Here is a 15815-nt window from a genome sequence, read left to right on the forward strand (position 1 = left end):
TCGACGCAGCGACCTAATTCGTTAGGCCGCGCGATGAATATTCGGCAACCAGCGCCTCGGCGCTCCGGACCGCAGCCCGGCAGGCCCGCGTGGTGAACGGATCGTTGAGCGGATGATCGGCCCGGCGCCGCCAACGCTGCGCCGCGGCAAAGGCTGAGCGGGGCCCGTCGAACGGGGCGTCCGGTTGCAGTCCGAGCCGGCTGGCGGCATCGGTGCCCGAGCCGCCGATGAGGCGGCGCAGCGACGCCATCTCGTCCTCGTTCAAGGTCGTGGGGCGCGAACGCAGCAGGCTGAGCAGCCGCAGTTCTTCGAAGGCGTGAGTGTCGGCCAGCAGCGGGTCGATGTCGGCCAGGATGTACGGCGTCGCGTAGATCGGATTGTGCTGTACGAACTGCCGCAACGACAGCAGCGCGGTGTGCGCCTTGAGCAGCTCCGAGCGTTGCGCGAACTGCTGGTCGATCACGTCCCGCAGGGCGATCAGGCCACTGCGTTCCAGCAGTTCGTCGGCCAGGGCCACGGAGTCGGACACCCCCGCGTGCATCACCGCGATCGAAATGCGGATGCCGAACATGCCGAACCGGTCCAGCAGCGCCGCGCGGGTCGCCGCGTCGACCGGCAACGCGCTGTCCTCACGAACGAACCGGTCGACCGACAGCATCGCTTTCGTCAACGCGGCCGGTTCCACCCCGGCCAGTTTCTGCAGCGCGACGAACTCGCTCTGCCGCAAGGTGCGCGCAGTCAGGGCGAGCAGACCGGACACCGGGACGACGGCCTGGCAGATTCCGGTTTTGTCCATCTCCTCGGTGAAGCGTTTGGCCACGTCTTTGGCCGACATCATCGCGTCGATACGACCGGCACCGATTTCGTCGGCCCGTGATGCCACGCCGATGACACCGAGCGCTCCCGAGGACCCGCCGACCAGTTCACCGATCTGTTTGAGCAGGGCGATGTCGGCGGCATTGAGGGTGCGCAGAAGGAAGACGACGGCGTCGACGCGGGGCACGCCGTCCTCTGGGACCAGGAGCCGGTGGGTGCGCATCGACACGTCGCGCGACAGCGACGAGGTGCCGGGGGTGTCGATGATCGTGGTGTCGACCAGTTCGGCGGCCGGCCACTCCACGTCGAGGTCGACGACGTCGTCAGGGTTCAGTCCGGCGAAGCTGAATGTGAGGCCTCGGTCATGCGGATCTCGTGCGATCGGCACATTGGTCCGCCGCCCGCCGCGGTGGTTGGCGGTCACCTTCGGTGTGGGGCCGTGCCGGAACCAGGTCACGATGCGCGTGGCCTCGGTGGCGTCCGTCGGCGCGATGTCCTCTCCGACCAGCGCATTGACCAGCGTCGATTTGCCGGCCTTGAGCGTGCCGGCCAATGCGATGCGGATCGGCTGGTTGAGCCGGCGGCCGATGCGGTCGAGCTCGTTGTGCACGTCGGGTCGATTACGGTAGGCCGGATCGCCCCGGTACGCGTTGATGGTGCCGCCCAGAATCGATCGCACCTGATCGGCCGTGCTCACGCTGCGGAATCCAACCCTTCCAACCCGGAAATCAACCGGGAGTTCATTCGAAAACCAGCACTTGGAGCTTAGATGCCCGCTGCGGCCAGGTTCTTGGCGTGGTCAACGACCTGGGTCAGGATGTTCTTCTGCCGCTCCAGTTCCCGGACGCGGTTGTTGCGCTCGTTCTCCTCGGTCTTGGCCGCGGCGAGTGTGGCCTGCAGCGACTCGTTGAGCGAGCGCGTGGTCTGGTTGGCGATGCCCCGGTAGTGGTCGCGCAGTTGCCGTTGGATGCCTTTGAGCCGGTCCCGTGATTCCTTGCCGACGACGAAGGCGACGTCGTCGATGAACTTGCGCATGTTGGTCTTGGCCTCACTGCGCACCCGCAACATGCGGTTCTCCATGTCCTCCTTGTAGGCCTTACGGCCCAGCACCAGGCCGGCGCCCAGCGACAACGGGTTGAACATGCCGAGCCCGGCGAATGACGTGAGCATGCCGAACATCAGCACGCCGCCGTAGGAACCGCGCATGCCGGTGATGACCTTGTGCCCGGCCTTGATCGGCTTGGCCTCCAGCTTGGCCAGCGATTTCATCTCGCCGAATCCGGCGCCCATGTCTCGGGCATCGATCTGCGGCAGCTGCACCGCTTCCAGTCCCGCTTCGGTGAAGGTGCGGGCTACCTCGGCGGCCAGGGCCTCGGCCCGCTGATAGGCCCAGACGAAGTTGTCGCCGACCGCGGTGGCCACCGCCTCTTCCAACTCCGAGCCGATCTCGGCCCAGTGCAGGGTGGGATCCCCTGTGTCGATCACCTTCTCGGCGTGCTGGGTGATGTTGCGGAACCGGTTGCGCAGGTCGTGGTCGACGTCGGCGGTCAGATCGGCGATGCCGTCGTTGAGCACCTGCTGCCACAGCGCGGTCTGCTGCAGGGCATCCTGGGCTTCCTGCTTGCGCCGTTCCAGCTCGGCGGTGAGCCGCTCGCGTTCGTCGGGGTCGGTGAACGCGGACAGCTCGGAATCCACTGCCAACAGCAGATGCTCTGCCGCCGAATGGATTTCGGCGACAATCTGGTCGCGGATCCGGTCACTCTCGCGAGTCAGCACCTTCTCCGACAGGAACTTCACGATGGCCGGGAAATTGGATTCTTCGTTGAGTTCTTTGTCGTTGAGCTGGATCGCGTGGCTACGCAGCACGGAGGACACCGGCGTAATGGGGGTCGATATGGCCGCCCGCTGCAAGTGCGCGGTGTTCGCGCCGACGATCTCGCGCCAATGCGGGTACAGATCGGTCTTGGTCGCGACAATCGTTGCCACCGGGCAGATTTCGATCGCCTGGCGGATGAACGTCATTTCCGGTTCGGTGAACTCCTGGCTGGTGTCGCTGACCATCAGCAGCGCGTCAGCGTCGGGCAGCAGACCCAGGGTGGCCGAAAGGTGCGGCTGCCCAAGGCCGCCGACACCGGGAGTGTCAACGAAAGCCAACCCGCCCTTGAGCAGTGGGCTCGGCGCGGTCACCTCGACACGCAGCACCTCGCGGCCGCCGGCCTGCGGAGCGCGGCGCAGGTCATTGGTCACCTCGGAGGGCGAGATCTCGATCAGTTCGGGTTCAGCTCCGTCGGGCCGCGCCACGACCAGGCGGGCCGACGGCTGCTCACCGTAGGCCACGACGGTGGCCAGCACGGTGGATTCGTCATCACCCACCCGGGCCACCGGAATGTTCAGCAGTGAGTTCAGCAGCTGACTCTTACCCTGCTTGAGCTGGCCAGCGATGACCACCCGGATCTGCGGGTCACTGATGCGCACCTTGGCCACGCGCAGCCGCTCAACGAGGTCACCGCGGTCGTAGGTGGCCGCGATCGTGCTGGTGTGGTCGATGAGTTCGACGATCACCTTTACTTTGCGCGGGTCGCTGGGTTGCGTCATGGAAGTCCCTCCTGCATGCCGGGCTCAACGGTAGGCGCGCCAATAGGACGGGGACCACCCGCGTACGGATGGCCCCCGTCCCTGTACGGATCGGATCAGAAGGCGTCGAACCCGGTGTCGGTCGCGTTGTGCGACGCGACGTCGGTGTGGGACTGCGACTCGTAGCTGTTGCCGGAGCCCAGCGCCGAACTGGTGTCGTTGTGCGAACCGAAGGACGTGTCGTTGTGCGACGCGGTGTCGTTGTTCGACGCGAACGCGGTGTCGTTGCCGGACCCGATGTTCGAGGTGTAGCTCGAGGAGTTGTCCTCGTAGCTATGCGTCGTCTCGGTCTGCACCGAGGTGCTCACCGAGTTGTCCTGGGTGTTGCGGCTGCCGTAGTCACCGTCGACCGTGGTCTGGTTGCCGCCCACCGCGTTGGTGGACGCATCGGTCAGGATGATGGAGCCGGCGTTGCCGCCGTCGCCACCGGACGCACCGCCGCTGCCGATACCGATCAGGCTGTCGCCGCCCGACGCGCCGCCGCCGTGGCCACCGCTCATGTCGACGTCGCTGATCACCGGTCCGTCGTTGCCGGAGATCAGGTCACCGCCGGCGTGCTGCGAGTTGTCCTCGATGGCGTTGTCCTTGCCCACCGCGACATGCGAGCCGGAGCCGGCCCAGATGTCGCCGTTGTTCATGGTGTTGCCGTCACCAAGCACCGCGCCGTCACCGCTGACGATGTCGCCCTTGTTCTCGCCGTCGACCACCACGCCGCCGTTGGTGGCGGTGTTGGTGCTCTTGTCGCCGAGGGTGATGTCACCGAAGCCGAGGTTGAACGCACCCTGCTGGGCGTTGGCGCCGGCGTCCTGGTTGGGGCTCATCACCGGCACGTTGTTGTGGCTGGCCCACTCGGTGTCGTTGTTGCTGGCCACTTCCGGCGCGAACTGCGTCTGCGGGGAGAAGGGCGAAGCGACCTGGTTGCCGAACGAAGCCGGGATGCTGTGGTGGTCGGCGACCGCGCGCTGCAGGCCGAGCACCGGGTTACCGCCGCCCAGCAGGACGCCCGCTGGGGCCGCGGTGGCCGCGACGGCGTGCAGCTGGGCCGCGGTCACGTTCGGCAGGCCGGCGTCACGCAGGCTGCCGTCCGGATCGGCGATGAACGAAGCTGCCGAGGCGGGGCTGCGGAACAGGTCCAGGATGAAGTCGATCAGAGTGGTCATTTCTCCAACCCTTTCGGATGTTTCTGTGGAGTCTCTGGTGAGTCCCCCCGCCGGGCTCTCCGGCGATCTGGAGACCAATTTATGGAGCGGCGCCGGCCGCGGAAACGGGGCCGGTTCCCCTCCCCGTATCGCCCCTACTCGGGGTACCGGGGGCTACCCCAATAGGGGGTTAGGGGATATGTAGGGGTGTCCGGTTCAACCCACCCCGCTATTGACGTTTCGGCAGGTAAACGCAAAAAAACGCACGACCACTCGGGCCGTGCGTTTTCGCGCTAGTCGTGAGAGATCAGTCGAAGATGTCGAATCCCCCGCCGCTGTCAGTGTGGTGTTGGTCGTCGGCGATCGGATGGGCCCAGTCGGGCGCCGGCTCCGGATCGATGATCGGCGCATCCTCGATGACGGGCTCGTCGAGCTGGAGCGAAAGCTCATCGAGCGGCTGATTCGCCAAGCTGCCGTCGTCGATGGCCGACGCCGCGGAAGTGAGATGGTCCAGCGAGTCCGACTGGTCGATGACGTGGCCGGCCGCGACATCCCAGGCGTCGTTGGGGGAATCGAGCGGCACGTGATCGCCGAAGGCGTCGAACGCCGCGGTAGCCGCACCGCTGGCCCATACGTTGCCGCCCGGGTCGGCGGCGCCGAGATCGCCGAACCCGCCGCCGGCACCGGTCGTCGACAGCGACTCCGACACGACGGGAATCAGGTTGTTCACATCGGTGCTGGTCACATCGGTCAGATGAGCGTCGGCAATGGCCTGGGCCGGGTCGGCGGCATAGCGGGCAGCAGCATCGGGGTCGCGTACCAGCGACATCACAAAGTCCAGCAATGTGTTCGCCATACTCCACCTCCTCAACAGTTCAATGTGAATGCTAGCCAGCTGGACGGGCGCTGGGATCGGTGCCGAACCCACCCCTGGCGACACCGCATTAGGGGGGCGGGCATTAGGGGATCGACGCCACTAGGGGATCAATCTCGGGCTCGGCGGGTCTCAGCAGATAGGGTGAGGTTCGGCCGAGACAACAGGAGTGACGCCTGATGACCGACTCACTGGGATTGTCGATCGGGATGACCAACCTGGTGGCAGCGCGCGAGGGTCGCCAACCGGTGATCCGCCGATCGATCCTCACCCTGCACAACGACCGTGCCCCCGAGGTGGGCGAATACACGGGTAACGGATTGCCGCTGGCCGGCTTCGTGGAGCGGGTCGGTGACCCGGTTCCGCTGGTCGCGGCCGACGGATCCCAGCACCGCGGTGAGCTGGTGCTGGCCGAGGCGCTGGCCGCGATGGCACGCCTTGCCGGTGGCGGCTCGCCGGTGGTCATCGCCGTCCCGGCGCACTGGGGCCCGAGCACCGTCAACGCCCTGCGTGATGTGCTGCCGCGTTATCCCGCGCTCGCGGCCGGCGGTGCCGCGCCGGGCCTGGTCCCGGACTCGCTGACCGCGCTGGCGGCCCTGCAGGGCGACCCCGGCTTGCCCACCGAAGGTGTCGTGGTGTTGTGCGATTTCGGCGGCAGCGGGACCAGCGTGACATTGACCGACGCCGGCGCCGGCTTCGCCACCATCGGTCCGACCGTGCGCTATCCCGATTTCTCCGGGGACCTGATCGACCAGGCCCTGCTCAACCATGTGCTCAGCGGAGTCGCCGCGGCCGGCGATACCGATCCGGCAGGCACCGCGGCGGTCGGCTCGCTGGCCCGGCTGCGGGCCGAATGCCGCCAAGCCAAGGAGCGGTTGTCGGCCGATACCGCCACAGTGGTCCACACCGAGTTGCCGGGGTTCAACTCCGATGTCCGGGTGACCCGCCCCGAACTCGAACAACTCATGTCCGCACCGCTGGCCGGCTTGCTGGACACCATCGAAGACACGTTGCAGCGCAACAACATTGCGTTGTCGAGCGTGAACGCGGTGGCCACCGTCGGCGGTGGCGCGGCGATTCCGCTCGTTACGCAGCGGCTGTCGGAGCGGCTGCGCACGGCGGTCGCCACCACCGCACGTCCCCAATTCAGTGTGGCCGCGGGGGCCGCTCTGGTCGCCGAGCGGGTGATCGACGCAGGCGCACCTACCGGGATGGCCCCGATCGTGGCGGCTGCCGACGCGCCAACAGGTTTGGCTCCCGAGATCGCCGCCGCCGACGCTCCGACCGGCATGGCCCCGACCAGCCTGGGCCCGGCAGCCAACGCCGACTCGGGAAACTTCGGGGCACTGGCCTGGTCGCAAGACGACGCGCCCGGCAACGAGCCGGTGCCATACGCGGGCGGCGAATACGAGACTCCCGCGGGTAACACGGCGGCGCGACCACCCGTCGAGTTCAGCCACGACGAGGAGATGTTCGACGCCGGTCCGGCTCCGCTGCCCTGGTACAAACGCCCGCCGATCCTGTTCGGGGCAGCGGCTGCGGCCGCCCTACTGGCCGCAGGCGGCCTCGCGGTGACATTGACCAGCTCCGAAGGGGATTCGACTCCGGTCACCGAGACCAGCACCACGTATTCGATGGGGCCGTCTCCGGAGGGACCGCCGCCCGAGCCGGTCACCACCGTGACCGAGGGGCCGGACGGGGTCAAGACGACCACGGTCGTGGCGCCACCCCCGCCGCCGCCGGAAACGACGACGTCGGCTCCGGAAACCACGACGACGACCAGTCCGACCACGACCACCACGACGACCACGACGACCACTGCTCCAACGACAACGACCACCCGCACCACGACCACCACGACGCAGCCGCCGACGACCACCACCCGGCCACCGACGACGACACAGCCGCCCACCACCACCCAACCGCCGGCCACGACGAGTGCGGCGGCGGAGGGCGACGGCGGGGCCTAGGCGGGCACCGATGACCGCACCGGAGTCCGTTCCGGAGCTTGCGTCGGCTGCCCGGTCGGCGATCGACGCCGTGCGGGCCGCACCGGCCACACCGGTCAAACTGCTGGTGGCCGGCGGAATCGGAACCGGAAAGAGCACGGTGCTCGCCCAGCTCCGCGAGGCGCTGCGCGGAGCCGACCGGACCGTGTTGACCCGGGCTCCCCGGCCGGACGACGACCCCGAAGCGGCATACGTCATCGACGATGCACACTTGCTCGACGACAGCGAAATCGACTGTCTTGCAGAGAAAGTCACCGAGCCTTCGGCCACCGTCATGGTGGCGAGCGAGCCATTGGCCCACCGCGCCGCACTGCGCACGTTGGCCACCGCGTTGGAACGGGAAAACCCCGCCGTACGACTGGGTCCCCTGACCGCCTCCGCGGTGAGCCGGGCGCTGAGCACGGCAGTGGGGGCCCCGGCCACCCAGGAGACCGTGAAATCGGTTCTGGGTGTGACCGCCGGTTTGCCGTTTCTGTTGTCGGCGGCGGCCGCGGCCGAGGCGCCGGCTGACGCGGCCCGCTTCGCCCTGCTGGAGCGGTTGCGTCGAGTGGACAAGGACACCCGCGATGCACTGCTGATCCTGTCGTTGAGTCACGATCTCGGCCCTGACGACGTCTCGGCCGCACTGCGGTTGAGCAGTACGGAGGCGTCGGCGGCGGTGGATCGGGCCCGGGCCTGCGGATTGGTGGAGCCTTCCCACGACGGCCGGTTCGTGCGCATGGTTCACGAGTCGCTCGCGCAGATCGCCGGGGCCGCTCGTCACCACGAGATCGAAATGTCTCTGCTGGCTTCACAACTCGAACTTTCGACACTGTCTGCCGATCTCGCGGTGCGGCTGGCCGAGCACGGCCTGCGTGACGATCGGCTCGCCGAGGCGCTGGCAGAGCATGCCGCGCACAACCGCGCCCGACCCGCGCGCGCGGCGCGCCTCTACCGCGCCGCGGTCACCGCGGGTGCCGCGGCGGTCAGCACTCGCTTGGCCGATGCGCTGGCCCTGGCCGGCGATTGCGCCACCGCGGCACGGATGGCCGACGAGTTGCTCGACTCGGAGGATCCGGCCGAGCGGGCCATCGCGGTACGGATCGCGGCCAGTGTCGCCATGCACGACGGCAGCGCGGCCCAGGCAGCGGACTTGTTCCGTTGGCTCGGCCCGCATCCGGACGTCTTGGTCAGTTCAGCGAGTACCACGGCCTTTCTCGCGGCCGGCGACGCGGACGCGGCACGGGCGGCGTCGAGCACCGAGGCAGCCGGGCCGCCCACCTCGACGGCGCGGGCGGCTCGCAGCCTGGCCGAAGGCTTGGTGTTGTCACTGGATCAGCCGTTCGCCGTCACGGTGGCCCGGCTGGGACAGGCCGTCACGTCCGACTATCAAGCCGCCGGCGTCGCGCCGGATACACCGGGGGCGTTGGTCACGCTGGCCGCGCTGCACGGCGGCGACTCGGTGCGGGCGCGCAGCGTGATCAGCCGGGCGGTGCGGGCCGGCGGCGCAGATGAGGCGTTCAGTGCGGCCCGGCACCGCCTGTTGCTCGGGTGGGTGAAGATGCAGGACGGTCAGCTCGGCGCGGCCGGCGCCGACGTTGCCGCGGCCGAAGCGGGCGAAGACCTGCACCGGCGCGACGCCTTGTGGGCCGCCGCGCTGCGCACCGCGATCGCCCGGCGCAGCGGCGACAGCGGCGCGGTGCAGAAGTATTGGTATGCCGCCGTGGAGGTGCTCGCCGAGTATTCGATCGACCTCTTCTCTCTATTGCCGCTGGGCGAGTTGTGGGTGGCGGGCGCGCGTATGCGTCAGGTCGACCGGCTCGAGCACGCGCTGACCGAGGCCTGGGATCTGCTCACAGCGCTCGGGAATCCGGTGTTGTGGTCGGTGCCCCTGCATTGGGCCGGGGTCCACGCCGGGATTCTGGCCAACTCGCCCGCTGCCGTTGCCCCACACGGGCAGGCACTGACAGCCGCGGCCGGGCAGAGCGCCTTCGCCCGGGCGCTGGCCAACGGCGGACGCACCTGGCTGCGGGTGTTGGCCAACCACGTCGACGTCGATGAGGTGACCGTCGCGGCCCGGGCCCTGTCCCAGTTCGGTCTTACCTGGGATGGCACCCGGCTGGCCAGTCAGGCCGCGCTGCAGACGCCGGACGCGCGGGTGTCGCAGGCCATGCTGCAACTGGCCCGCGATCTCAAACAGACCAGTGCGCTCGAAGAGGCGGACGGCACCGCAGTGGCGGCCGGGGCTCCTGTCGCCGCAACCCAGGCCGCCCCGGCGCCGTCGTCGACCAAGCTGTCCGACCGCGAACGCGAGGTGGCCGAACTTCTGTTGCTCGGCATGCCCTACCGCGATATCGGCAGTCAGTTGTTCATCTCGGCGAAGACCGTCGAGCATCACGTCGCGCGGATCCGGCGCCGTCTCGGGGCCGACTCGCGCACCGAAATGCTGTCGATGCTGCGGGCGATGCTGGCTCCGCAGGGCTGAGAGCTATACCACAGTGAGCTCAAAGTTAGGTAAGCCTCGGTAGCGCTAAGAAACTCGTAAATGTCACTATGAGCTGAAGGAAGCTAAGTTACCGACGGGTAACTATGCCCAAGTTACCCGCGAGTAACTCGCGAATGGAGGCGTTTCTGTGGAGAGTCTCGAACACACATTGGCTGTGTCGCGGCTGATTCTCGGTCTGCTCGCAACGCTCGTCGTGCTGGCGTTCGCCGGCAAGCGCGTGTTGTGGCTGACCAAGCTGATCAGCTCCGGCCAGAAAGTCGGCGACGAGCGTGGCCGCAAGGACCATCTCGTCACCCGCTTCCTGAACCAGAACAAGGAAGTCTTCGCCCAGTCGAAGCTCCTGAAGTGGTCGATCCCCGGCCTTGCGCACTTCTTCACCATGTGGGGCTTCTTCGTCCTGGCCACGGTGTACCTCGAGGCCTACGGCGTGCTGTTCAACCCCGAGTTCCACATCCCGCTGGTCGGCCGCTGGGCGGTGCTGGGCTTCCTGCAGGACTTCTTCGCCGTCGCCGTGCTGGTCGGCATCATCGTCTTCGCGATCATCCGCATCCTGAAGAACCCCGAGCAGCTGGGCCGCGAATCCCGCTTCTACGGCTCACACAACGGCGGCGCCTGGACGATCCTCATCATGATCTTCCTGGTCATCGCGACATACGCGGTGTTCCGCGGTGCGGCCGTCAACGTGCTCGACGAGGACTTCCCCTACCAGTCGGGCGCCTTCTTCTCCGACGGCATGGCCGCGCTGCTGGCTCCGCTGGGCCACACCGCGAACGTGTGGCTGGAGACCATCGCACTGCTGGCCCACCTCGGCGTCATGCTGGCCTTCCTGCTGATCGTGCTGCACTCCAAGCACCTGCACATCGGCCTGGCCCCCATCAACGTCACCTTCAAGCGCCTGCCCGACGGCCTCGGCCCGCTGCTGCCCATGGAGTACAAGGGCGAGAAGATCGACTTCGAGGATCCCGCTGAGGACGCGGTCTTCGGCAAGGGCCGCATCGAGGACTTCACCTGGAAGGGCAACCTCGACATGGCGACCTGCACCGAGTGCGGTCGCTGCCAGTCGCAGTGCCCGGCCTGGAACACCGGCAAGCCGCTGTCGCCCAAGCTCGTGATCATGAACCTTCGCGATCACCTGTTCGCGAAGGCTCCCTACATCATCGAAGGCAAGCCGATGCCCGAAGAGGGCTCGGTCGACTTCGCCAAGCTCGGCGACAGCCTGCACGGACACGGCGTGCCCGAAGACGGCTACGCCCGCATCGAAGGTTCCGGTCCCGAGCAGGCGCTGCGCCCGCTGGTCGGTACCGCTGAGCAGGGCGGCGTCATCGACCCCGACGTGCTGTGGTCCTGCACCAACTGTGGCGCCTGCGTCGAGCAGTGCCCGGTGGACATCGAGCACATCGACCACATCGTCGACATGCGCCGCTACCAGGTCATGGTCGAGTCGGAGTTCCCCGGCGAGCTGGGCGTGCTGTTCAAGAACCTGGAGACCAAGGGCAACCCCTGGGGCCAGAACGCCAAGGACCGCACCAACTGGATCGACGAGGTCGACTTCGACGTGCCGGTCTACGGCGAGGATGTCGAGAGCTTCGACGGCTTCGAGTACCTGTTCTGGGTCGGCTGCGCCGGCGCCTACGAGGACCGGGCCAAGAAAACCACCAAGGCAGTCGCCGAACTGTTGGCCGCCTCGGGCGTGAAGTTCCTGGTGCTGGGCACCGGCGAAACCTGTACCGGTGACTCGGCCCGCCGCTCCGGCAACGAGTTCCTCTTCCAGCAGCTGGCCGCGCAGAACGTCGAGACCATCAACGAGCTGTTCGAAGGTGTCGAGACGGTCGATCGCAAGATCATCGTCACCTGCCCGCACTGCTTCAACACGATCGGCCGCGAGTATCCGCAGCTGGGTGCCAACTACACCGTCGTGCACCACACGCAGCTGCTGAACCGCCTGGTCCGGGACAAGAAGCTGGTACCGGTCAAGTCCACCGGGGGCCCCGAGGTCACCTACCACGACCCCTGCTTCCTGGGTCGCCACAACAAGGTCTACGAAGCTCCGCGTGAGCTGGTCGAGGCCTCCGGCGTGACGCTCAAGGAAATGCCCCGCCACGCCGACCGCGGCCTGTGCTGTGGTGCCGGTGGCGCGCGCATGTGGATGGAAGAGCACATCGGCAAGCGCGTGAACGTGGAGCGCACCGAAGAGGCGATGGACACCGCCTCGACCATCGCGACCGGCTGCCCGTTCTGCCGCGTGATGATCACCGACGGTGTCGACGACGTGGCCGCGGCCCGCAACGTCGAGAAGGCCGAAGTGCTCGACGTGGCTCAGCTACTGCTGAACTCGCTGGACAAGAGCGCCGTGACACTCCCCGAAAAGGGCACGGCGGCAAAGGAATCCGAGAAGCGAGCCGAGGCACGCGCAGAAGCCGAAGCCAAGGCAGCAGCTGCGGCACCGGCACCGGCACCGGTCGTCGAGGAGGCCCCGGCGGCTGAGGCAGCGCCTGCTGCCGAGGCACCGGCCGCAACAACTGCGGCGCCGGCCCCGGTCAAGGGTCTCGGCATGGCCGGTGGCGCCAAGCGTCCGGGCGCCAAGAAGGCAGCGGCTCCGGCCGCGTCTGCCGCTCCGGCTGCTGAGGCCGCCGCTCCGGCTGCTCCGGTCAAGGGCCTGGGCATCGCCGGTGGCGCCAAGCGTCCAGGTGCCAAGAAGACCGCGGCTCCGGCCGCCTCTGCCGCCCCGGCCGAGGCTCCGGCCGAAACCCCGGCTGCTCCCGCGGCTCCGGTGAAGGGTCTGGGCCTGGCGGCCGGCGCGAAGCGCCCGGGCGCCAAGAAGGCTGCGGCTCCCGCGGCTCCGGCAGCTCCTGCCGCCGAAGCACCGGCTGCGGCTCCCGCGGCCGCCGAGCCTGCCAAGCCGGAACCGCCGGTGGTCGGCCTGGGCATTGCCGCGGGCGCACGTCGTCCGGGTGCCAAGAAGGCCGCCAAGGCTGCTCCGGCAGCCCCCGCCCCGGCCGCACCTGCCGCCGAGGCGACCCCGGAACCGGCAGCGGAGAAGCCCGCCGAAGCGCCCGCCGAGGAAGCCAAGCCGGAACCGCCGGTCGTGGGCCTTGGCATCAAGCCTGGCGCCAAGCGTCCCGGTAAGCGCTGAGCGACGCAGTCGCATCGAACGGCCATCTCCCACTCCGGGAGGTGGCCGTTCGGCGTATCCGGGGCACAGAACGGTGCCGGCCGACTGTGGCGGTGGCCACCTACCACAAGGGCAAATTCCAAAATCAGTGGACTGTGGTGAGACGATGGAGGGCGTGACTACCCATCAGTTGCCGTGGCAGACCGGTCAGCACCCGAAGCCGCGTACGTTTGCCCAGTCCACGAAGCTGCAGGACGTCCTGTACGAGATCCGTGGGCCGGTACACGAGCAGGCCTCACGGCTGGAAGCTGAAGGGCACCGCATCCTCAAGCTCAACATCGGCAACCCTGCGCCGTTCGGCTTCGAGGCACCCGACGTGATCATGCGCGACATGATCCAGGCGCTGCCGTACGCGCAGGGCTACTCCGACTCCAAGGGCATCGCCAGCGCGCGGCGCGCGGTGTTCACCCGTTACGAGCTGGTCGAGGGATTCCCCAAGTTCGACATCGAGGACGTCTACCTCGGAAACGGCGTCTCCGAGCTCATCACGATGACGCTGCAGGCGCTGCTGGACAACGGTGACCAGGTGCTCATTCCGGCACCGGACTACCCGTTGTGGACGGCATCGACCGCGTTGGCCGGCGGAACCCCGGTGCACTACCTGTGCGACGAGACCCAAGGCTGGAATCCCGACGTCGCCGACATCGAGTCCAAGATCACCGAGCGCACCAAGGCGCTGGTGGTGATCAACCCGAACAACCCCACGGGCGCGGTGTACAGCCGCGAGACCCTGGAGCAGATGGTGGAGTTGGCCCGCAAGCATCAGCTGCTGCTGTTGGCCGACGAGATCTACGACAAGATCCTCTACGACGACGCCAAGCACATCTCGCTGGCCACCTTGGCGCCCGACCTGCTGACCCTGACATTCAACGGGTTGTCGAAGGCCTATCGGGTGGCCGGTTACCGCTCTGGCTGGCTGGTCATCACCGGTCCCAAGGAGCACGCGAGCAGCTTCATCGAGGGCATCAGCCTGCTGTCGAACATGCGGTTGTGCCCGAATGTCCCTGCGCAGCACGCGATTCAGGTCGCGTTGGGCGGCCATCAGAGCATCGACGATCTGGTGTTGCCCGGCGGCCGCCTGCTCGAGCAGCGGGACACCGCCTGGACGAAGCTCAACGAGATCCCCGGTGTCTCGTGTGTGAAACCGGCGGGTGCGCTGTACGCGTTCCCGCGTCTGGATCCTGAAGTGCACGACATCCACGATGACGAGCAACTGGTTCTCGACCTGTTGTTGCAGGAGAAGATCCTGTTGACGCAGGGCACGGGGTTCAACTGGCCCACACCGGATCACCTGCGCATCGTGACACTGCCGTGGGCGCGGGATCTGGCCCAGGCCATCGAGCGGCTGGGTAACTTCCTGGCCGGCTACCGCCAGTAGGCGTCAGGAACCAGACAGCCGCCCCCTCTACGCTGACCGGGTGGCGCACACGCATTCCCACTCGCATTCGCTGGCCGGACCGTCTCCGCTCGGTCCGTTGGCCGCGCGCATCGTCGTCGGCCTGTTGGTTGCCATCGGGCTGGCTGTCCTCATCGGCGCTGCCGTGCTGTGGCCCAGCCATCAGAAGGTCGACATTCCGCTGCCGTTCCAGAACGCCGCGGGCGGCGCCGTCACCACCGAAGCCGGGCACGTGGTGTCCAGCACCTTGGCGGACTGCGGCAGCCCGTCAGCCGGCGGCGTGCTGACCTCCAAACCGCAGCCGGCCGCCCCCGGAGGCGGCACGTGTGTACAGAATTTGGTGTCCATCGACTCGGGCCCCAACAAGGGCGCCAAGACGCTGCTGGAGTTCACCACCGGCCCTGGCCAACCGAATCTCGTTGCCGGAGACAATATTCGGGTCAGTCGCCAGGTCGATGCGGCCGGGACGACGAGTTACGCGTTCTTCGACTATGAGCGCACCTGGCCGTTGATCGCGATGGCGGTGGTGTTCGCCGTGGTGATCGTGGCGGTGGCGCGCTGGCGCGGACTGCGGGCCATCGTCGGCATCGTGGTGGCGTTCGCGGTGCTGATGATTTTCCTGTTACCCGCGTTACGCGACGGTGCCCCGGCGATCCCGGTGGCGTTGGTGGCCTCGGCAGCCATCCTGTATGCGGTGATCTACCTGGCGCACGGCGTCAGCCTGCGCACCAGCGCGGCTCTGCTGGGCACGCTGACGTCCTTGCTGTTGGCCGCCATACTGTCCTGGGCGGCAATCGAATTGGCCCATCTGACGGGCTTGTCCGAAGATCAGAACAACGAGGTCGCCGCCTACATGGGCAACGTGTCCATCACCGGGCTGCTGCTGGCCGGGTTCATCATCGGCTCACTCGGCGTGCTCAACGACGTGACCATCACCCAGGCCTCGGCGGTGTTCGAGCTCGCCGAGCACGGCGGTAGCCGGCGCTCGATCTTCGCCGGCGCCATGCGGGTGGGCAGTGACCATATCGCCAGCACCGTCTACACGCTGGTGCTGGCGTATGCCGGCAGCGCCCTGCCGCTGCTGCTGCTGTTCAGCGTGGCCAACCGGTCGCTGGCCGACGTGCTGACGGGTGAGAGCGTGGCCATCGAGATCGCCCGGTCCGCGGTGGGCGGTATCGCCTTGGCATTGTCGGTCCCGCTGACGACGGGCATCGCCGCGGTGCTGGCAACACCGCAGACCAGCAGGCCGGTCAGCAGGCACTGAGCCGCCAGTTTCGGCCACCACGGGCC

At 67.7% G+C, this 15815-nt stretch carries 9 protein-coding genes; 5 read left to right on the plus strand and 4 right to left on the minus strand.

Annotated elements, in window-relative coordinates; translation table 11 throughout:
* Nucleotides 1-13: 13 nt before the first annotated feature.
* The 4 genes from K6L26_RS28410 to K6L26_RS28425 form a co-directional block, all read right to left on the minus strand.
* Nucleotides 14-1513, minus strand: a complete 1500-nt coding sequence (locus tag K6L26_RS28410) for a dynamin family protein (protein WP_036389516.1) — start codon at nucleotides 1511-1513, stop codon at nucleotides 14-16.
* A gap of 68 nt (nucleotides 1514-1581) precedes the next feature.
* Complete coding sequence (gene iniA, locus K6L26_RS28415) at nucleotides 1582-3411, minus strand: isoniazid-induced dynamin-like GTPase IniA (RefSeq protein WP_221852213.1); 1830 nt, start codon at nucleotides 3409-3411, stop codon at nucleotides 1582-1584.
* Nucleotides 3412-3506: 95 nt separating this feature from the next.
* Nucleotides 3507-4610 carry an IniB N-terminal domain-containing protein gene (locus K6L26_RS28420; protein WP_019346233.1) on the minus strand — a complete coding sequence of 368 codons (1104 nt, stop codon included), beginning with the start codon at nucleotides 4608-4610 and terminating at the stop codon, nucleotides 3507-3509.
* 286 nt (nucleotides 4611-4896) lie between these two features.
* Nucleotides 4897-5445, minus strand: a complete 549-nt coding sequence (locus K6L26_RS28425) for an Rv0340 family IniB-related protein (RefSeq protein WP_019346234.1) — start codon at nucleotides 5443-5445, stop codon at nucleotides 4897-4899.
* A gap of 197 nt (nucleotides 5446-5642) precedes the next feature.
* Between K6L26_RS28425 and K6L26_RS28430 the strand changes: the two genes are divergently transcribed.
* From K6L26_RS28430 to K6L26_RS28450, 5 genes are all read left to right on the plus strand, one after another.
* Nucleotides 5643-7433, plus strand: coding sequence for an Hsp70 family protein (locus K6L26_RS28430; protein WP_221852215.1), 1791 nt, complete (start codon nucleotides 5643-5645; stop codon nucleotides 7431-7433).
* Nucleotides 7434-7443: 10 nt separating this feature from the next.
* A complete protein-coding gene (gene iniR, locus K6L26_RS28435) occupies nucleotides 7444-9936 on the plus strand; it encodes an isoniazid response ATPase/transcriptional regulator IniR (RefSeq protein WP_221852217.1) in 2493 nt (830 codons plus the stop codon).
* A gap of 148 nt (nucleotides 9937-10084) precedes the next feature.
* Nucleotides 10085-13090: a heterodisulfide reductase-related iron-sulfur binding cluster gene (locus tag K6L26_RS28440; protein WP_221852219.1), complete on the plus strand. Its 3006-nt coding sequence runs from the start codon at nucleotides 10085-10087 to the stop codon at nucleotides 13088-13090.
* 145 nt (nucleotides 13091-13235) lie between these two features.
* Nucleotides 13236-14507, plus strand: a complete 1272-nt coding sequence (locus K6L26_RS28445) for a pyridoxal phosphate-dependent aminotransferase (protein ID WP_019345176.1) — start codon at nucleotides 13236-13238, stop codon at nucleotides 14505-14507.
* A gap of 40 nt (nucleotides 14508-14547) precedes the next feature.
* Entirely contained in the window at nucleotides 14548-15789 is a 1242-nt protein-coding gene (locus tag K6L26_RS28450) for a YibE/F family protein (RefSeq protein WP_019345177.1), read from the plus strand.
* Nucleotides 15790-15815: the final 26 nt, after the last annotated feature.

It is taken from the genome of Mycobacterium farcinogenes (assembly GCF_019739075.1).
GTDB classification, from domain to species: domain Bacteria; phylum Actinomycetota; class Actinomycetes; order Mycobacteriales; family Mycobacteriaceae; genus Mycobacterium; species Mycobacterium senegalense.